Source organism: Pseudomonas fulva (assembly GCF_023517795.1).
In the GTDB taxonomy this organism is placed as follows: Bacteria; Pseudomonadota; Gammaproteobacteria; order Pseudomonadales; family Pseudomonadaceae; genus Aquipseudomonas; species Aquipseudomonas fulva_D.
The window spans coordinates 3,162,063-3,180,195 of the sequence record NZ_CP082928.1 but is presented as its reverse complement, the minus strand read 5'-3'; the positions used below and the strand labels follow the sequence as shown (position 1 = coordinate 3,180,195).

Sequence of the window (18,133 nt, the reverse complement as noted above, 5' to 3'; positions counted from 1 at the left end):
GCTGCAGGCCAGCGGGTTTACCCCATAGCCGAGGTTTAGCCATGCACGACATTCACACCCTGATGGATCAACACGACGCCACCGGCCTGGCCGGGCTGGTCGACAAGGGCGAAGTCAGCCCCGGCGAGCTGCTCGAAGCGAGCATCGCGCGGCTGGAACAGGTCGAGCCGCAGCTCAATGCGGTGGCCGAGAAACTCTATGACAGCGCCCGCCAGGCGAGGCTCGGCAACGGCCCGTTGCGTGGCGTGCCGACGCTGATCAAGGACCTGTTCGCACCACTCGACGGCGCCCGCATGAGCAACGGCTCGCTGGCCCTTGGCGAAGCGCGCATGCCGATGGACGACAACCTGGTCAGCCGCCTGCGCGAAGCCGGCTGCCAGTTCATCGGCACCACCACCGCGCCGGAGTTCGGCACCTCCTACACCACCGAGTCGACCCGCTTCGGTGCCACCCGCAACCCCTGGGCCACCGCGCGCAGCGTTGGCGGCTCCAGCGGTGGCGCCGCGGCACTGGTGGCCGCCCGGGTGGTGCCCTTCGCCCATGGTAATGACGGCGGTGGCTCGCTGCGCGTACCCGCCTCCTGCTGCGGCGTGTTCGGCCTCAAGCCCAGCCGCGGGCGCATGCCCAGCGGGCCGCTGACCGGCGAAGGCTGGGCCGGCATGAGCACCGCCCACGCCATCAGCCTGTCGGTGCGCGACAGCGCCGCATTGCTGGACATCACCGCCGGCGCCGACCTCGGCGCGCCCTATGCGGCGCCCTGGCAGCAGGAGCCCTTCGTCGACAGCCTGCGCCAGCCGCCACGGCCGCTGCGTATCGCCCTGGTCGAGCACCTGGCGCCCTGGACCAGCGGCCCCGAGGCGCTGGCCGCGGTGCGCCACACCGCCAGGCTGTGTGAATCCCTCGGCCACCGCATCGAGCACGCCACCCTGCCGGTCGACGCCCTGGCCTTTCTCGATCAGGTGTTCGACATCATCGGTGCCAGCACCAGCAGCTACGTCGGGCTGCTCGGCGAGATGCGCGGCACCCCGGTCAGCCTCGAAGAGCTGGAGCCGCGCACGCGCATCATCCTGCGCGAGAAAGGTGACACCAGCGGCGTGCGTTACGCCGACGCGGTCACCAGCATCCATATGCTGGGCCGGCGCCTGGCCGCCTTCCTCAGCGACTTCGACCTGATCCTCACCCCGACCCTGACCCGCGAGCCGCCGCTGATCGGCAGCCTGGACCCGTTCGATGAAAGCGTGAGCCTGGCCACCATGATCGACCGCTTCCACAGCTACTCGCCGTTCACCGCCCTGTTCAACGCCAGCGGCCAACCGGCCATGTCGGTGCCGCTGTACTGGACCGCCGGCGCTTTACCGCTGGGCTCGCATTTCGCCGCGCGCTTCGGTGAGGAAGGCACCCTGCTGGCCCTGGCTGCCCAGCTGGAACAGGCCCAACCCTGGGCTGGCCGCGTGCCGCCGGTCAGCGCCAGCGGGCGCTGAGCCAAGGTCCGGGTAACGGCGCCTGCCGATACCCGGACCACGCCGATCGATAACGACCTGCCAGGCAACCCTGCGGAAATTCCTCTCTGCCACCGAAACGCCCAGTAATCGGGCGTCTGCTTTCCGCCGTGCTTCATTCGGTGACACCACCGTTACGCGCTCCACCTGGACAGAATGCCGGCTTCCCTGCCTAACCCTCTGTTATCTCTGCCGTTTCCAAGCTCTGGTGAAAAGTGGCCCGGCTCTTGCTCGATTGGCTAAACGGATAATTGGATACATTTATTCAGGATCGCCACCATGCTCACCGCTCCGCTCTACGCCCAGCGTCAACCCGTGACCGCCGAAGAAGAGGCCTACAACTTCCTGCTCGCGGCGATCTGCGCCGGCCGTTACCGCAAGGGTGACCGCCTGGTGGCCGAGGACATCGCCGCCGAGATCGGCACCAGCCGTATGCCGGTGCGTGAAGCCTTCCGCCGCCTGGATGCCCAGGGCCTGGTCACCCTGCGCCCCAACCGCGGTGCGGTGGTCAGCGGCCTGGACATCGAGGAGATGCGCGAGGTGTTCGAGATGCGCAGCGCCCTCGAGGGCCTGGCGATCCGGGTGGCGGTGGGCAAGGTGACCGAGCGCCACCTGACCCTGCTGGAGCGGCTGCTCGACGACATGGACGAGTGCCGTCACGACACCGCCCAGTGGGTGGTGCGTCACCGCATCTTCCACGAGTACCTGTGCAGCATCAGCGAGCGCCCGCGACTGATGAAACAGATCGTCGCGCTCTACTCGCTGATCGAGGCACCGATGCGCCTGTGGCTCGAACACGGCGAGAAGCCGCTCAGCGGCCGTGAGGAGCACGCGCAGATTCTCGATGCCCTGCGCACCCGTGACGCCGACCTGGCCGAACGGGTGATCCGCGCGCACATCGAGGGCACCTTGCCGGCCCTGACGCTATTCCTGCAAAGCGAACAATAACAAGCGGACGACCGCCGACGGTCGCCTCCCTCCCACTTCACTGCTGCCCTTTCGATCACAGCAAACGGAGTACCACCATGCGCCTTTCATGCTCTCTCCTCGCCGCCGTATCCCTGGGTCTGGCCGCTTCCCTGGCCACGGCCGCACCCGCCGTGCCGGATCGCCTCAAGGACGTCGGCAAGCTGACCTATTGCTCGGGCATGGACTCGCCGCCGCTGGTGTCCTTCGACGCCGCGCAAAAGCCGACCGGCCTGGCCATCGACCTGGGCATGGAGATCGCCAAGCGCCTGGGCGACAAGCAGGTGTCGTGGCGCGTCACGCCGTTCTCGGGGCTGGTGCCGGCGCTGCTGGCCAGCCAGTGCGACCTGATCGTCGACCAGCTGTTCGACAAGCCGGAGCGCCGCGAGGTGATCGACATCGTCAACTACATGTACTCCAGCCAGTCGGTGGTGGTGCCCAAGGGCAACCCCAGGAACATCAAGGCACTCGATGACCTGTCCGGCCAGAAGATCGCCGTGCTCAACGGCTCGACCATCAAGACCCTGCTCGATGCCGAGAACGACAAGCTCGCCAAGACCGGCAAGGCACCGATGAAACTGGTGGTCTACAACACCGACACCGACGCCTTCCAGGCATTGCGCATCAACCAGGTCGACGCCTACGGCACCACCGTGGAAACCGCCGGCTACTACGCGGCGATGGCCCCAGACCTGTTCCAGGAAGGTGTGCCGGCGTTCGGGCGCATTCTCACCGGGATCGGCGTGCGCAAGGATGACCAGCAGCTGTCCGCCGCGGTGCAGCAGATCATCGACGACATGCGCGCCGACGGCAGCTACGCCGCGTTGCTCGCCAAGTGGCACGTCGCCAGTGACAAGCTGGACTGAGGGCCACCTGGATGAATTTCAATTGGGACATCTTCTGGCAGTACCTGCTGCAGCCCAGTGACGTGTACCTGCGCGCGCTGTGGATGACCTGCGTGATCGCCGTGCTGGCGATGGCCCTGGGCTGCGTGATCGGGCTGCTGACGGCGCTCATGCGTCTGTCGGGCAACCCGTTCATCCAGGCGCCGGCACGCTTCTACGTGTGGCTGATGCGCGGCACGCCGCTGCTGGTGCAGATCGTCTTTCTGTACACGGCGCTGGCGGCGGGCGGCATCTTCCGCTTCGAGGACCTGGACCTGGGCTGGGTGGTGATACCGGGCAACCTGCAGGCGGCGATCATTGCCCTGGGCCTCAATGAAGGTGCCTACATGGCGGAGATCATGCGGGCCGGCATCGGCGCGGTGGACAAGGGCCAGTACGAGGCCGGCCGTTCTCTGGGCATGACCTTCGCCAAGCTGATGCGCCGCATCGTGCTGCCCCAGGCGTTTCGCATCATCGTGCCGCCGCTGGGTAACGAGTTCAACCTGATGCTCAAGAACACCACCCTGGTCAGCGTGATCGGCGTGCAGGAGCTGCTGCTCAGCACCCAGATGATCACCTCGGCGACCTTCCGGGTGTTCGAGCTGTACCTGGTGGTGGCCATCTACTTCCTGGCGCTGACCACCCTGTGGGGCTTCTTCCAGACCTGGCTGGAGCGCCGCTTCGGGCAATCCGACCGGCGCCCGGCCACGGCCTCCAAACGGATGTTCGGCAGCTACACGGCAAAATTCTTGAGGGGGCGTTGAGATGCAGAACGGCAATCAGGATCTGGTCATCGAAGCGCTGGATATCGAGAAGTCCTTCGGCGACCTGCAGATCCTCAAGGGCGTATCGCTGCAGGTCAAACGCGGCGAGGTGGTGGTGCTGATCGGCGCCTCGGGCTCGGGCAAGACCACCTTCATCCGCTGCATCAACCTGCTCGAGGAGATCCAGGGCGGGCGCATTCGCGTCAACGGCCAGCCCATGGGTTACCGCGAGCGCGCCGATGGTTCGCTGGTACGCGACAGCGAGCGCAATATCGCCCGCCAGCGCCGCGACATCGGCATGGTGTTCCAGCGCTTCAACCTGTTCCCGCACATGACCGCCCTGCAGAACATCATCGAGGCGCCGATCCAGGTGCTCGGCGTCGGTAAGGCGCAGGCCGTGGAACACGCCCGCCAGCTGCTCAAGCAGGTGGGCCTGGCCGACAAGGCCGACCACTACCCGTCTATGCTTTCCGGTGGCCAGCAGCAGCGCGTGGCCATCGCCCGCGCCCTGGCGATGAAGCCCCAGGCGATGCTGTTCGACGAACCGACCAGCGCCCTGGACCCGGAAACCGTCGGCGAAGTGCTGCAGGTGATGAAACAATTGGCCGAACAGGGCATGACCATGGTGGTGGTCACCCACGAAATGGGCTTCGCCCGGGAAGTGGCCGACCGCGTGGTGGTGCTCGATCAGGGTGAACTGATCGAACAAGGCCCGCCCGAACAGATTTTCAGCGCCCCCAGCCACCCGCGTACGCGGGCGTTCCTGAGCCGCGTCCTGCCGGAGATATCCGCATGCTGAGTTTTTCCGCCCACCGCTATCCCTATGCCTCGCAGCGCCAGAGCGTATTTGCCAGGCGCGGCATGGTAGCCGCCTCGCAACCCCTGGCCGCCGAGGCCGGCATCGACATCATGCGCCGCGGCGGCAATGCCATCGATGCGGCCATCGCCACCGCAGCCGCCCTGACGGTGGTCGAGCCTACCGGTTGCGGCATCGGCGGGGATGCCTTCGCCCTGCTCTGGGTCAAGGGCCAGCTGCACGGCCTGGACGCCAGCGGCCACGCCCCCGCCGCCCTGAACATCGACGCCGTGAAGGCCGCCGGCCACACGCAGATGCCCACCTACGGCTGGACACCGGTCACCGTGCCGGGCTGCCCATCGGCCTGGGCCGAACTGTCGCGCCGCTTCGGCCGCCTGCCGTTCGCCGAACTGCTCGCACCCGCGATCAGCCTGGCTGCCGATGGCTTTCCGCTGTCGCCGGTGGTCGCCCACCAGTGGCAGGTGGCCCTGGAGGAATTCTCCGCACACCGCGAGCCGGCCCTGCAGGCCTGGTTCGACACCTTCCTGATCGACGGCCGTGCGCCACGAGCCGGCGAGCTGTTCCGCAACCCGGCCCAGGCACGCACCCTGCAGGCGCTGGCCGACAGCGCGTGCGAGAGCTTCTACCGCGGCGAGATCGCCGAGCGCATCGACCAGGCGTCGCGCGCCGCCGGCGGCTACCTGCGCAAGAGCGACCTGCAGGCCTACAAGCCACGCTGGGTCGAGCCGATCAGCGTCAACTACCGCGGTTACGACGTGTGGGAAATCCCGCCCAGCGGCCAGGGCCTGGTCGCCCTGATGACCCTGCAGATTCTCCAGGGCTTCGAGTTCGACCATCGTGACAGCCTGCAGACCTGGCACCGCCAGATCGAGGCGCTGAAGCTGGCCTACGCCGACGGCCTGCATCACATCACCGACGCCGAGCACATGCGCGTCGCGGTGGCCGACCTGCTCAGCCCTGGCTACACCGAGCGACGCCGCAAGCTGATCGGCGAACGCGCCCGGCAACCACAAGCCGGTGACCCGCACGCCAGCGGCACCGTATACCTGGCCAGCGCCGATGGCGAAGGCAACATGGTGTCGTTCATCCAGAGCAACTACCACGGCTTCGGCTCCGGCGTGGTGGTGCCGGACAGCGGCATCGCCCTGCAGAACCGTGGCCAGGAATTCAGCCTGGAAGCCAACCACGCCAACACCCTGGTCGCCGGCAAGAAGACCTTCCACACCATCATCCCCGGCTTCCTGACCAAGGACGGCGAGGCGGTCGCGCCGTTCGGCGTGATGGGCGGCTACATGCAGCCCCAGGGCCACGTGCAGATGGTGATGAACCTGGTCGATTTCAGCCTCAACCCCCAGGCCGCCCTCGACGCACCGCGCTGGCAGTGGCTGGGCGACAACAAGGTCGGCATCGAACAGGCCGCCTCGCGGGACCTGGCCGCGGCCCTGGCACGCCTGGGCCACGAGGTCAGCGTGGTCTGCGACTCCACCGACTACGGCCGCGGGCAGATCATCGTGCGTGATCCACAAACCGGCGTGCTATGCGGCGGCACCGAGCCACGTGCGGACTCCCATATCGCCGTGTGGTGACGACGTTCTCTGAAATACCGGGCCGCTGCAGTGGCGGCCCGTTTTTTAATCCCTTCACGGGCTGTCGGCTCGAACTTAGCGCTTTGACTGCAAAGTGGCGAGAGCGGCCGGTCGCGTAACTCGTGGGAGAGGCTTTAGCCTCGAGCTCTTTGTTTGCCTTGATAAAAAGCTCGGGGCTAAAGCCCCTCCTACACTCGATGGTTGCTTTTGCCTTGCAGCCGCCTCCTTCATGTCGCCCAAGAGGATCATGAAATCTCGAGGCCTGAATGAAACGACTCGGGCGCAGGTACTTTTCGTACCGAGCCTAGTGGGCGCTTTGTCCGCGATAACCCTTGAACAACCTGAACACCACCACCGCCAGCACGCCGATCACCACGGCCGAGGTGCTGAGCAGCACCGAGTGGGTGCTGGAAAATGCCGCCTTGGCTGCCTCGATCAGGGCACTGGCCTGCGCGGCCGGCAACTCCGCAGCGACCAGGTAACTGTCGCCGATCGAGCGCACCGCGCGCTCGGCCAGCGGCGCCGCCAGCTCCCTGGGCAAGGCGATGGTGTGGCCGTACACGCTGGACATGAACACGCCGAAGAAGGTGATCCCCAGCCCGGTGCCCAGCTCGTAGGCGGTGGCCTCCAGGGCGCCTGCCGCACCCCCCTTGCTGGCCTCTACCGCGCCCATGATGGCGATCGACGAGGCGGTCAGGCCGATGCTCAGCGCCAGCCCCAGCACGGCGAGCACGGCTGGCACGCTGACGCTCGGCTCATGCAGGTCGGCGAAGGCCACGAAACCCAGGGCGCCAGCGGAAACCAGCAGCGACAGGCTGGCCACCCAGCGCAGGCCGAAGCGGTTGGACAGGTAGCCGGCCAGGGGCCCGCCGACCGCCGCGGCCGCCATGATCGGAATCATGAAGATGCCGGCCTGCAACGGCGACTTGTCGAGCACGTATTGCAGCTCCATCGCCAGGGTCAGCTCCACCCCGGCCAGGGCACCGATGGCCACCACCGCCATGATCAACCCGGCCAGCAACACCGGGCGGCCGAATAGCGACAGATCGAGCATCGGCTCGGTCGAGCGCAACTGCTGGCGGGCGAACAGGGTCAGCAACGCCAGGCCCATGAACAGCACCAACAGGGCGACCGGCAGCGACTGGGTGGCGCCGACGCCGGCCTTGAGGGCGTAGACCACGCTGATGATGCCGGCGATCAGGACCAGCGCCTGGCCGATGGCCCACCTGCCCGGCGTGGTCTCCTCGACGCGCGGCAGGAGCAGGAAGGCGACCGGAATCACCACCGCCATCACCGGCACGTTGATCAGGAACACCGAGCCCCACCAGAAATGCTCGAGCAGTGCGCCACCGATCAGCGGGCCGACTGCCGCACCGGCCGCGCCGACGGTGCCCCACAGGCCGAGGGCCATGGCCCGCTCGCGCTCGTCCTCGAAGGTGCGACGGATGATGCCCAGCACACAGGGCATGATCATCGCCCCACCCAGGGCCAGCAGTACACGGGCGCCGATCAGCAGCGCCGGGTTGGGCGCGAACGCCGCCAGCGTCGATGCCACGCCGAACACGCTGAGGCCGGAGAGCAGGATGCGCCGATTGCCCACCCGGTCGGCCAGGGTGCCCATGGGCACCAGCAAACCGGCCATCAACAGCGGGTAGATATCGATGATCCAGAGGATCTCGGTGCTCGTGGCGCCGAGTGCCTGGGTCAGCGACGGCACCGCGATATGCAGGATGGTCATGTCGATGACGATGGGGGTGAACGCCAGCATCACCGCGACAAGAATCAACCAGCGTTTGGGTACGGCACGCAACATGACTAAGGTTCTCGTTGATCGGGGTCGGCAGCGCTGCTGCGCGCGGCGGTGATGATAGTGCGCACACGCAGGCCACCGCCGAGCGCCTTGTAGAGCGCCACGCTGTTGACGACCGCATCGCGGCGCAGTTCCAGCAATGTCTGCTGCGCGGCGTACAGCCCGCGCTGGGCATCCAGCAGCTCCAGGCGACCATCGACCCCGGCCTGGTAGCGCAGCCCGGACAGCGCCACGCGGCGCTGGGCACTGGCCACCACGCGGATTTGCGCCTCGATCTGGCTATCGAGGGTGGCCGTACCGGCCAGGGCATCCGCCACTTCGCGAAAGGCGACCTGGATGGCGCGCTCGTACTGAGCCACCGCCTCGGACTTGCGCACCTTGGCCAGGCGCAGTTCGGCACGCAGTCGCCCCGCCTGGAACAACGGCTGCGAGACCTGCGGTGCGAAGCGCCAGACCTGACGGCTGGGGTCGAACAGGCTGCCCAGCGAGGTGCTGGCATAACCGAACGAGGCCGTCAGCGACACTTGCGGAAAGAACGCCGCCCGCGCCGCACCGATATCGGCATTGGCCGCGCTGAGCGTCTGTTCGGCCTGGCGAATGTCCGGACGCAGCAGCATGTCCGACTGCAGGCCGGCCGGCAGGCGCGCCACCAGCGGTTGCAGCGCGAGCACCCGCGGCGCCGGCAGGTCAGCCGGCAATGCGTCGCCGACCAACAATTGCAGCGCGTTGCCAGCCTGGACGAACGCCCGCTGACGTGCCTGCAGGTCGGCCTCGGCGCTGGCCACCTGGCCTTCGGCCTGGGCGACATCCAGGCCGCCGTTCTGCTTGGCGTCCTGCAGCAGCCGCGCCAGCTTCAGGGACTGCTGCCAGTCCTTGAGCGTGCGCTGGGCCAGCTGACGCTGTTCGTCGGCCAGCTGGCGGGCGAAGTAGGCGTCGGCCACCGCCGCGATCAGGCTGATCTGCGCTGCATCGCGGCCCTGCTCGCTGGCCAGGTAACGGGCCAAGGCGGCATCGGACAGCGAGCGCACGCGGCCAAACAGGTCCAGTTCGAAAGCGCTGGTACCGACGTTCACGGCGACCTGGTTGCTCACCTCGCGGCGCGACTCCCCCCTATTGCCCTGCGCCAGCGCCCGTTCGCGGCTGTGGCTGGCATCCAGCGACACCGACGGCAGGCGTGTGGACTGCTGGATATTGAACATCGAGCGCGCGGCATCGACGTTCAACGCCGCCAGGCGCAGGTCGCGGTTGTGGGCCAGGGCCAGCTCGATGAGGCGTTGCAACTGCGGGTCGGCGAACATCGTGCGCCAGCCCATTTCGCTGGCGGGCACGGCGTCGCCATGCGCCAGGGTGGCATTGCCCGAATCTTCAAAGCTGGCCGGCACCGGTGGCGTCGGGCGCTCCAGTCTGGGAGCCATTGAACAGGCCGACAGGCAACCGACCAGGGCGATTAGGTGCAAACAACGCATGATCATTTCTCCTCACCGAGCGGCGGCAAGCCAGGGGTGCGCCGTGCACGCCAACCCTGCAAGCGTTCCTGCAGCCCCATCACCAACACGAAGAACGACGGCACGAAGAACACCGCCAACAGGGTGCCGCTGAGCATGCCGCCAAATACGCCGGTGCCGATGGCGTGCTGGGTTTCGGCGCTGGCACCGGAGGCGAGCATCAACGGCACCACACCCAGGGTGAAGGCCAGGGAGGTCATCAGGATCGGCCTCAGGCGCAGGCGTGCGGCGGTCACCGCGGCGTCCACCAGCGAGCGGCCCTCGGCGTGCAGCTGGCGGGCGAACTCGACGATGAGGATGGCGTTCTTCGCCGACAGGCCGATGATGGTGATCATCCCCACCTTGAAGAACACATCGTTGGGCAAGCCGCGCAGCATTACCGCAGCCACCGCACCGAGCAGGCCGAGCGGCACCACCAGCATCACCGACAGCGGGATCGACCAGCTCTCGTACAGCGCCGCCAGCACCAGAAACACCACCAGAGCCGAGAGCGCCATGAGCATCGGCGCCTGGGCAGCCGACTGACGCTCCTGCAGCGATTGCCCGGTCCAGGCGACGGCGTAGCCCTGGGGCAACTCGGTGACCAGACGCTCCATCTCGGCCATCGCCGCGCCGCTGGAAACGCCAGCCGCCGCACCGCCGGAAATGCGCACCGCCGGGAAGCCCTGGAAACGCATCATCTGCTGTGGCGACTCGCTCCACACCGGGGTCACCACTTCGCGCAGCGGCACCATGCCGCCGTTGGCATTGCGCACACGCAGATCGAGCACGTCGTCGAGCTGCATCCGCGCGGGCGCATCGGCCTGCAGAATCACCTGCTGCATACGCCCGGCATTGGGGAAGTCGTTGACGTACAGCGAACCCATGGCCGCCGACAGGGTGCTGCTTACCGCCGTGAACGACAGGCCCATGGCCTCGGCCTTGGGCCGGTTGATGTTCAGGCGAATGCTCTCACCCGGCGGCAGGCCGTCAGGATAAACGTCGCTGACGATCTTGCTCTGCCCGGCCAGTTCCAGCAGCTGCGCCTGGGCCTCCAGCAGTGCGGCTTCGCCGCGGTTGCCGCGATCCTGCAGGAACAGGGTGAAGCCCGAGGAGGTACCCAGCTCGTCGATGGCCGGTGGCATCAGGCTCATCACCGTGCCTTCGACGTTGTCGGCCATGGCCACCTGGGCCAATGCCGCTTCCTCGGCGGCGGTGGCGCCGTTGCGCTGCTTCCAGTCCTTGAGCATGGTGAAGGCCATCGCCGCGTTGGTGCCGGAACCCGAGAAACTGAAGCCCTGCACCACCAGATTGGCATCCAGCGCCGGGCGCGAGGCCACGTGGGCCTCGAAACGCTTGACCACATCCAGGGTGCGCTCGCTGGTGGCGCCAGTCGGCAACTGAATGGAGGTCATGAAATAGCCCTGATCCTCCTCCGGCAGGAACGACGACGGCAGCTGCTGCCCGGCGATGGCCAGCACGCCGCAGAGCAGCACGAATACCACCATCATCCGCCCGCTGCGCCCGACCAACCGGGTGATGCGCCCGGTGTAGCGCTCGGTCAGGCGCTCGAAGCCGCGGTTGAAAGCGCCGAAGAATCCGCGCTTTTGATGGTGGTCAGCATTCACCGGGCGCAGCAGCGTGGCGCACAGCGCGGGCGTCAGGGTCAGCGCCAGAAAGGCCGAGAACAGAATCGACACCGCCATCGACAAGGTGAACTGCTGGTAGATCACGCCCACCGAACCGCTGGCAAAGGCCATGGGAATGAACACCGCGGTGAGCACCAGGGTGATGCCGATCACCGCACCGGTGATCTCCTTCATCGCCTGCAGGGTCGCCTCGCGCGGCGACAGGCCACGGGTGGCCATCAGCCGCTCGACGTTCTCGACCACCACGATGGCATCGTCGACGATGATGCCGATGGCCAGCACCATGCCGAACATGGTCAGCGAGTTGATCGAGAACCCGGCCAGCAGCATCACCGCAAAGGTGCCGAGCAGCGCGATGGGCGCGACGATGGCCGGGATCAGCGTGTAGCGCATGTTTTGCAGGAACAGGAACATCACCAGGAACACCAGCACCATGGCCTCGAGCAGGGTGTAGATCACCTTCTCGATGGACACCTTGACGAACGGCGCGGTATCGAACGGCACCGAATAATTCATGCCCGCGGGCATGCTCGCCGCCAGCTCGGCGAGCCGGTCGCGCACCGCCTGGGCCGTGCGCACGGCGTTGGCGCCTGGCGACAGCTGGATCGCCGCGCTGGTCGCCGGCACGCCGTTCTCGCGGTTGGAAAACCCATAGGACTGGGCGCCCAGCTCGACCCGGGCGACATCGCCGATGGTCACCCGCGCGCCATCGGCAGTGGCGCGCAGCACCACGGCGGCGAACTGCTCGGGGGTTTCCAGCTGGCCTTCGACGGTCAGCGGCACGGTCAGCCGTTGCCCCGGCAATGCCGGCTCGTCGCCAACGCGACCGGGGGCGATCTGCGCGTTCTGCCCTTCGATGGCCTGGGCCAGGTCGCCCATGGTCAGGCCAAAGGCGGTCAGCTTGTTGGGGTCGACCCAGATGCGCAGCGCCTGCTCGGCGCCGAACAGTTGCACGCGGCCGACGCCCTCGATGCGCCGCAGCTCCGGGACGATATTGCGCGCCAGGTAGTCGCCCAGCAGCACCTCGTCGAACTGGCCGTCCGGCGAGGTCATGCCGATCATCAGCAGAAAGCCCGAGGCGGCGGATTCCACCTGCAGGCCGCTCTGGCGCACCACTTGCGGCAGGCGCGGCTCGACCGCCTTGATGCGGTTCTGCACATCCACCTGGGCCAGCTCGGGATCGGTGCCCGGTTTGAAGGTGGCGGTGATCTGCGCGGTACCCGAGGTGTCCACCGAGGACTCGAAGTACAACAGGTTCTTGACCCCGGACAGCTCGCGCTCGACCAGGCTGACCACCGAATCGTTGAGGGTCTTAGGCGTGGCGCCCGGGTAGCTGGCGTACAGCGTCACCGAGGGCGGCGCCACCGAGGGGTAGCGGGCGATCGGCAACTGCGGAATGGCGATGCAACCGAACAGCACGATGAACAGGGCGATGACCCAGGCGAACACCGGGCGGTTGATAAAGAACTGCGGCATGGGAAATTCTCCTGATCAACGCGCGGGCGAGCTGGCCAGCTCGCCCGCGGTGGCGGACTTCCACGGCCGCGCGTTGACCGCAACGCCCTCCTCCAGGCGCTCGAGGCCTTCGATCACCACCTGTTGACCAGCGCTGAGCCCGGAGGCGATGCGGTAGTGACGCGCCACCAGCTCACCGAGCTCGACCGGCACGCGCTGCACCCTCTCACCGGCGTCGACCACCCACACGCTGGCCTGGCCATCACGGCGCAGCACCGCCTGTTGCGGCACGCTCAGGGCATCGGCGTAGCGAGCCCGCGGCACCCGCGCCAGCACGTACATGCCCGGCAGCAGCTGGTGGTTGGGGTTGTCGACCTGCACGCGCAGCAGCAGGTTGCCGGTGCCGGCGTCGACGCTGATCCCGGAGAACAGGATCCTGCCGCTCAGCCCATAGGCCGTGCCGCTGCTGTCGAGCACCTGCACCGGTACGCCGGTGGCGCCAGGGGCCAGCCTGCTGCCCAGGGCATGGCGCCAGTGCTCCAGGCTGCTGGCCGACTCACGCACGTCGATATACACCTGGTCGATCTGCTGGACGGTGGCCATGGGCGTCGTGTCGGTGGTCGCCACCAGGGCACCTTCGGAGACCTGGGCCTGGTCGACGCGACCGGCAATCGGTGCGCTGACGGTGGCGAACTTGAGGTCCAGGCGCTTGCGCGCCAGCACCGCCTCGGCCTGGGCCACGTCTGCGGCCGCCTGTTCGCGCTGCGAGGCGGCATCGTCGTAGACCTGCTGGCTGATCGCTTCGGCGCGCACCAGCGGCTGCAGGCGCTCGGCCTGGATGCGCGCACGGGCCAGCACGGCCTGGGCGCGCTCGAGGGCGGCCGCCGCGGTTTGCACCTCGGCCTTGAACGGTGCGGCGTCGATCTCGAACAGTGCGGCGCCAGCCTGGATGTCGGCGCCCTGCTCGAACAGCCGGCGCTGCACGATACCGCTGACCTGCGGGCGAATCTCGGCGGTTCTGAGGGCGGCGACGCGCCCGGGCAGATCCTCGCTGATGTCCAGGGTCTGCGGTGTCAGCGCCATGACCGACACCTGCACGGGTTCCGGTTGTGCCTCCTGCTGCGCCGAATCACAACCGCCCAGTATCAGGGCGCACAGGCACAGGCCCATGACGTACCGCCCTCTTCGACTTCCCATAACCTCACCGACCTCGCAGATGTTTCGTTGCCTGCGCACCTGGCGCAGCATCAGGAGGCGAGTGTCGGTGCAAACAATCGGGATTGATTCGAGCTTTTGTGGAGATAATGTGGAGGCCAGCCGAAAAGGTGAAATTCATGACGTTGCCGCCCGCCGCCACACCCCGCCAGGACGCGCTGATCCTGATCGCCGAGGACGAAAGCGAGATCGCCGAGATCCTCGCCGCCTATCTGCAGCGGGGCGGCCTGCGCAGCGTGCACGCCCGGGACGGCCAGGAGGCCCTGGCCCAGCACCAGACGCTCAAGCCCGATCTGGTGCTGCTCGACGTGCAGATGCCGCGCCTGGACGGCTGGCAGGTGCTCGCCGAAATCCGCCACCGTGGCGACACCCCGGTGATCATGCTCACCGCCCTGGACCAGGACATCGACAAGCTGATGGGCCTGCGCATCGGTGCCGACGACTACGTGGTCAAGCCCTTCAACCCGGCCGAGGTGGTGGCTCGGGTCAGCGCCGTATTGCGCCGCGCCAAGGCCACTGGTGCGGCCGGCAGCCGCCTGCTGCGCGTCGGCCAGTTCCAGGTCGACCTGGATCACCACGAGGCCACGGTCAGCTGCGACGACAGGCAATACCCCCTCGACCTGACCCTGACCGAGTTCAAGATCCTGGTCACCCTGATGCGCACCCCCAGGCGGGTGTTCAGCCGCGCCGAACTGCTGGTCGGCTGCCTCCCCGAAGGCGACACCCAGGAACGCACCGTGGACAGCCATATCAGCAAGCTGCGCCGCAAGCTGGAAAGCATCGGCATCCACGGCACGCCGGTGAGCGTACGTGGCGTCGGCTATCGCTTCGGGAGCGGCACATGAGCGGCGCGGTGAGCCTGCGCCGGCAGATTCTGCTGTCACTGAGCATCATGGCGGCGGGCGTGATCCTGCTGTCGATCGTCGGCAGCTACGCGTTCTACGCCGTGGCCTCGACCCTCGCGCCCGGCAGCATTTCGGAAACCTGGGTGCCGTCCGGCATCGAGCTGCTGTGGATGGTCGGCACCCTCCTGGCGGCGCTGGGCATCGCCGGCTACGTGGGCGTCCGCCTGTCACGGCGCATTCTCACCCCGCTCAACTCGGTGGCCCACAGCCTGCGGGAAATCGCCCAGGGCAACCTGCAGGCCCGTGCCGCGCCGGATGACCGGGCGCTCGGCGAAACCGGCCAGCTGGTGCGCGACTTCAACGCCATGGCCGAGCGCCTGCAGAGCGTGACCCGCGAACAGCAGTTCTGGAACGCTGCGGTGGCCCACGAGCTGCGCACTCCGGTGACCATCCTGCGCGGGCGCCTGCAAGGCCTGGCCGAAGGCGTGTTCCCACCCAGCACCGAGACCTTCGAAGGGCTGCTGCGCCAGGTCGAGGGGCTTGGCCGGCTGATCGAAGACCTGCGCGTGCTGAGCCTCAATGACAGCGACCACCTGCAGCTCGACCTCGCGACCACCTGCCCCGCCGAAGGCATCGCGGCCACCGTACAGGCCTTCGCCAGCCGCTTGCAGGCCCGCGGCTTCGCGCTGCAGTTGCAGCTGGATGAGAAAACCTGCGTGGTCTGCGACGAATTTCGCCTGCGCCAGGCGCTGGGCGCCCTGCTGGAAAATGCCCTGGCCCATGCCGACCCCGGCGTGCTGCGCATCGAGGCCGGCGTGGCGGCTGACGGCTACCAACTGAGCGTCACGGACAACGGCCCGGGCATCGACGCCGAACTGGCTGCCCAGGTGTTCGAGGCGTTCCGCCGCGGCGAGCCCTCCCGTTCGCGCCACAGCGGCGGCAGCGGCCTGGGCCTGGCGGTGGTCAGGGCCATCGCCCAGGCCCATGGCGGCCAGGCGCGCTGCGTGCCTGCGGGGAACGGCACGCGGTTTATCGTGCAGCTGCCCTTGGCCGCGCAGGCCTGAACGAGGGGCTGCGAACGCCGCTACGGTTCGCACAGGGCCTAGCGCCAGAAGTCGTCGAGGTTGCTGAAGCCCCACTCGGCCGGGTCCTCGCGGCTGGCGATGCGGTCATTGACCCCCGGCCGGGAAAGGTCCAACTCCTGCTGCACGATGGCCGCCCTGTTCTTCGCCGAGAAGAACACCCGCACCACCGGGGTGGTCAGCTTATCCGGCAGCAGGTCGACCACCACGCCAAGCCGCCCGGACTCCAAACGCACCAGCGAACCCAGCGGGTAGATCCCCACCGTGCGCACCAGGGCATGGAACACCCGGGTGTCGAAGTGGCCCGTCCACTGCGCCATGCGCGCCAGGGACTCGGCCGGGTTCCAGGCATGCTTGTAGGGGCGGTTGGAGGTGATGGCGTCGTATACGTCGCACACCGCGCCCATCCGCGCCAGCAGGCTGATGCCCTCCCCGGCGAGGTGGCCGGGATAACCGCTGCCGTCGTACTTTTCGTGGTGATGCAGGCAGACGTCCAGCGTCGACTCGGGCAGCGAGCCGGCCGCCAGCAGCATGGCGTGGCCGCGCTCGGGATGGCTGCGCATGATGGCGAACTCGGCATCGGTCAGGCTGCCGGGCTTGTTCAGCACCTCCAGGGGCATGGCCATCTTGCCGACGTCGTGGAGCAGCCCGGCCAGGCCGGCTTCCCGGGCGTGCTCCTCGTCCAGGCCCAGTTGCCGGGCCAGCGACAGCATCAGCGCACACACCGCCACCGAATGCAGGTAGGTGTATTCATCCTTGTGCTTGAGCCGCGCCAGGCCGAGCAGCGCCGAGCTGTTGCGCGCCAGCGACTCGCTGATATCGGCGACCAGCGGCATGCAACCCTCGACGTTGATGGCGTTGCCCAGGCGCGCCTCCTGGAACAGCTCGGTGACCGCCTTCTTCGAGCGCTTGATCAGCTTGGCGGCGCGCTGCAACTCGTCGCGCACGCTGCAGCTGTGCACCGGCACGGCGGCCACCACCGACGGTGCCTCGGCAACGGCCGGTGCAGGCGGCGGCGCGGCGCTGGTAGGGCCGGGGAGGTCCAGCCCCTTGCTGGTATCGATCCACACACCGCTGACACCGCTCTGGCGCACACGGGCCAGATCCTCGGCGTCGTCGATGACGAAGCGGCTTTTCCAGAACGGGTGCGACAGCCAGTTGCCATCGAAGCCCTGGATGAACATGCCGATGCGCACGGCGTGGGTGGGGATTTTCTTCAGCATGGCGACTCGGCGAACAGATGGATGCCTGCCAATCAATCTAGCCCATCCGCGCACACTTGATAGGCCAGAGTGGCTGGCGCCGGTGCGGATTCCGAGTTAGTTTGGCCGCCCCGCTCTCCATGACGATGTGCTGCCATGCTGCCACGCAAGCTTCACCGCCTGACCATTCTCGGCCTGGTGTTCTTCATTCTCGGCCTGATCGGCGTGCTGTACGCCCTGTACCAGATCTACAACGGCCCACGCCCCGCCGACCCGGACCTGACCCGCAGCCTGGTGATCGCCGCGGGCATGCAGCTCACCGGCTACGTGCTGCTCAACCGCAACCGCTGGAAGATGATGGTGGGTAAAAACCGCAAGTAAAGCACCGCGCCGGATTGCCCGGCGCGACTTGGTCCTAGAGCCTGTTCAGGATATTTGCGCGCATGAAGCGGCAACTACAAGGCAGAAGCGGACGGTCATCGCTGGCTTTGTAATGTCTTTCTTGCACAAAAGTAACTGACGACGCCAATCGCCCCTTCAGGAGGCCGAGTGGAATCGTTGTGGAGAGGGTTGAGCGACATGGATGTCGCGAGAGCTGCGATGGGCCAAGGATGGCCCTTCGCGGCGGGCCCTCGGAACAATGATGAAGCGAGGGAACCCCGGCGAAGCCGGGGCCGGATGGCGGGGCTAGACCTTTTGGTTACTTTTGGGGCAATGCCAAAAGTAACCCGCTCGTCAGAGCGGAACCGAGTACATAAACAACTCGGTAATGCTGGCGGACTCATGTCGGTAAGGGCGGGGACGCCTAGTCCATGCCCTTGATTTTTCGCGGGCATGGCCCGCTCCCACAGATAATCATCAGCCACCCTAACGGG

At 67.3% G+C, this 18,133-nt stretch carries 14 protein-coding genes; 9 read left to right on the top strand and 5 right to left on the bottom strand.

The annotated features are described in order from the left end of the window. Positions 1–41: 41 nt before the first annotated feature. The 6 genes from K8U54_RS14555 (at position 42) to K8U54_RS14530 (ending at position 6,516) form a co-directional block, all read left to right on the top strand. Complete coding sequence (locus tag K8U54_RS14555) at positions 42–1,481, top strand: amidase (protein ID WP_249906483.1); 1,440 nt, start codon at positions 42–44, stop codon at positions 1,479–1,481. A gap of 297 nt (positions 1,482–1,778) precedes the next feature. Next, the gene (locus K8U54_RS14550; RefSeq protein ID WP_249906482.1) at positions 1,779–2,447 is read left to right on the top strand and encodes a GntR family transcriptional regulator; all 669 of its coding nucleotides are present in this window, start codon (positions 1,779–1,781) and stop codon (positions 2,445–2,447) included. A 77-nt stretch (positions 2,448–2,524) separates the two neighbouring features. After that, the gene (locus K8U54_RS14545) at positions 2,525–3,331 is read left to right on the top strand and encodes an ABC transporter substrate-binding protein (protein WP_249906481.1); all 807 of its coding nucleotides are present in this window, start codon (positions 2,525–2,527) and stop codon (positions 3,329–3,331) included. 11 nt (positions 3,332–3,342) lie between these two features. Next, positions 3,343–4,113, top strand: a complete 771-nt coding sequence (locus K8U54_RS14540; RefSeq protein ID WP_249906480.1) for an amino acid ABC transporter permease — start codon at positions 3,343–3,345, stop codon at positions 4,111–4,113. A 1-nt stretch (position 4,114) separates the two neighbouring features. Further along, positions 4,115–4,912 (top strand): amino acid ABC transporter ATP-binding protein, encoded by a 798-nt coding sequence (locus K8U54_RS14535; RefSeq protein WP_249906479.1) that lies wholly within the window; start codon positions 4,115–4,117, stop codon positions 4,910–4,912. Then, a complete protein-coding gene (locus tag K8U54_RS14530) occupies positions 4,906–6,516 on the top strand; it encodes a gamma-glutamyltransferase family protein (RefSeq protein WP_249906478.1) in 1,611 nt (536 codons plus the stop codon). Before K8U54_RS14535 ends, K8U54_RS14530 begins: the two co-directional genes overlap by 7 nt. 304 nt (positions 6,517–6,820) lie before the next feature. Here the strand turns inward: K8U54_RS14530 and K8U54_RS14525 are convergent, their stop codons facing one another. The 4 genes from K8U54_RS14525 to K8U54_RS14510 are packed head-to-tail and all read right to left on the bottom strand — an operon-like array spanning position 6,821 to position 13,997. After that, on the bottom strand, positions 6,821–8,329 hold the full coding sequence (locus tag K8U54_RS14525; RefSeq protein WP_249906477.1) for an MFS transporter: 1,509 nt from the start codon (positions 8,327–8,329) through the stop codon (positions 6,821–6,823). 2 nt (positions 8,330–8,331) lie between these two features. Further along, positions 8,332–9,792: an efflux transporter outer membrane subunit gene (locus K8U54_RS14520; RefSeq protein WP_249906476.1), complete on the bottom strand. Its 1,461-nt coding sequence runs from the start codon at positions 9,790–9,792 to the stop codon at positions 8,332–8,334. Between the two features lie 2 nt (positions 9,793–9,794). Then, the gene (locus tag K8U54_RS14515) at positions 9,795–12,935 is read right to left on the bottom strand and encodes an efflux RND transporter permease subunit (protein ID WP_249906475.1); all 3,141 of its coding nucleotides are present in this window, start codon (positions 12,933–12,935) and stop codon (positions 9,795–9,797) included. Positions 12,936–12,950: 15 nt separating this feature from the next. Further along, positions 12,951–13,997, bottom strand: coding sequence for an efflux RND transporter periplasmic adaptor subunit (locus K8U54_RS14510; protein WP_249906474.1), 1,047 nt, complete (start codon positions 13,995–13,997; stop codon positions 12,951–12,953). A gap of 251 nt (positions 13,998–14,248) precedes the next feature. On the opposite strand from K8U54_RS14510, the gene K8U54_RS14505 reads away from it, so the two are divergent. After that, positions 14,249–14,974 carry a response regulator gene (locus tag K8U54_RS14505; protein WP_249906473.1) on the top strand — a complete coding sequence of 242 codons (726 nt, stop codon included), beginning with the start codon at positions 14,249–14,251 and terminating at the stop codon, positions 14,972–14,974. Continuing rightward, complete coding sequence (locus K8U54_RS14500; protein WP_249906472.1) at positions 14,971–16,038, top strand: ATP-binding protein; 1,068 nt, start codon at positions 14,971–14,973, stop codon at positions 16,036–16,038. Before K8U54_RS14505 ends, K8U54_RS14500 begins: the two co-directional genes overlap by 4 nt. Before the next feature lie 38 nt (positions 16,039–16,076). On the opposite strand, the gene K8U54_RS14495 is transcribed toward K8U54_RS14500, so the two are convergent. After that, positions 16,077–17,279, bottom strand: a complete 1,203-nt coding sequence (locus tag K8U54_RS14495) for an HD-GYP domain-containing protein (protein ID WP_249906471.1) — start codon at positions 17,277–17,279, stop codon at positions 16,077–16,079. 135 nt (positions 17,280–17,414) lie between these two features. Here K8U54_RS14495 and K8U54_RS14490 point away from each other — a divergent pair, with 135 nt between their 5' ends. Further along, positions 17,415–17,639, top strand: a complete 225-nt coding sequence (locus K8U54_RS14490; protein ID WP_249906470.1) for a hypothetical protein — start codon at positions 17,415–17,417, stop codon at positions 17,637–17,639. Positions 17,640–18,133 lie beyond the last annotated feature (494 nt).

Bases quoted from the DNA above. Each gene is read 5' to 3' on its own strand.
- K8U54_RS14555 (WP_249906483.1), top strand. From the start codon at position 42: ATGCACGACATTCACACCCTGATGGATCAACACGACGCCACCGGCCTG.
- K8U54_RS14550 (WP_249906482.1), top strand. From the start codon at position 1,779: ATGCTCACCGCTCCGCTCTACGCCCAGCGTCAACCCGTGACCGCCGAA.
- K8U54_RS14545 (WP_249906481.1), top strand. From the start codon at position 2,525: ATGCGCCTTTCATGCTCTCTCCTCGCCGCCGTATCCCTGGGTCTGGCC.
- K8U54_RS14540 (WP_249906480.1), top strand. From the start codon at position 3,343: ATGAATTTCAATTGGGACATCTTCTGGCAGTACCTGCTGCAGCCCAGT.
- K8U54_RS14535 (WP_249906479.1), top strand. From the start codon at position 4,115: ATGCAGAACGGCAATCAGGATCTGGTCATCGAAGCGCTGGATATCGAG.
- K8U54_RS14530 (WP_249906478.1), top strand. From the start codon at position 4,906: ATGCTGAGTTTTTCCGCCCACCGCTATCCCTATGCCTCGCAGCGCCAG.
- K8U54_RS14525 (WP_249906477.1), bottom strand. From the start codon at position 8,329: ATGTTGCGTGCCGTACCCAAACGCTGGTTGATTCTTGTCGCGGTGATG.
- K8U54_RS14520 (WP_249906476.1), bottom strand. From the start codon at position 9,792: ATGCGTTGTTTGCACCTAATCGCCCTGGTCGGTTGCCTGTCGGCCTGT.
- K8U54_RS14515 (WP_249906475.1), bottom strand. From the start codon at position 12,935: ATGCCGCAGTTCTTTATCAACCGCCCGGTGTTCGCCTGGGTCATCGCC.
- K8U54_RS14510 (WP_249906474.1), bottom strand. From the start codon at position 13,997: ATGGCGCTGACACCGCAGACCCTGGACATCAGCGAGGATCTGCCCGGG.
- K8U54_RS14505 (WP_249906473.1), top strand. From the start codon at position 14,249: ATGACGTTGCCGCCCGCCGCCACACCCCGCCAGGACGCGCTGATCCTG.
- K8U54_RS14500 (WP_249906472.1), top strand. From the start codon at position 14,971: ATGAGCGGCGCGGTGAGCCTGCGCCGGCAGATTCTGCTGTCACTGAGC.
- K8U54_RS14495 (WP_249906471.1), bottom strand. From the start codon at position 17,279: ATGCTGAAGAAAATCCCCACCCACGCCGTGCGCATCGGCATGTTCATC.
- K8U54_RS14490 (WP_249906470.1), top strand. From the start codon at position 17,415: ATGCTGCCACGCAAGCTTCACCGCCTGACCATTCTCGGCCTGGTGTTC.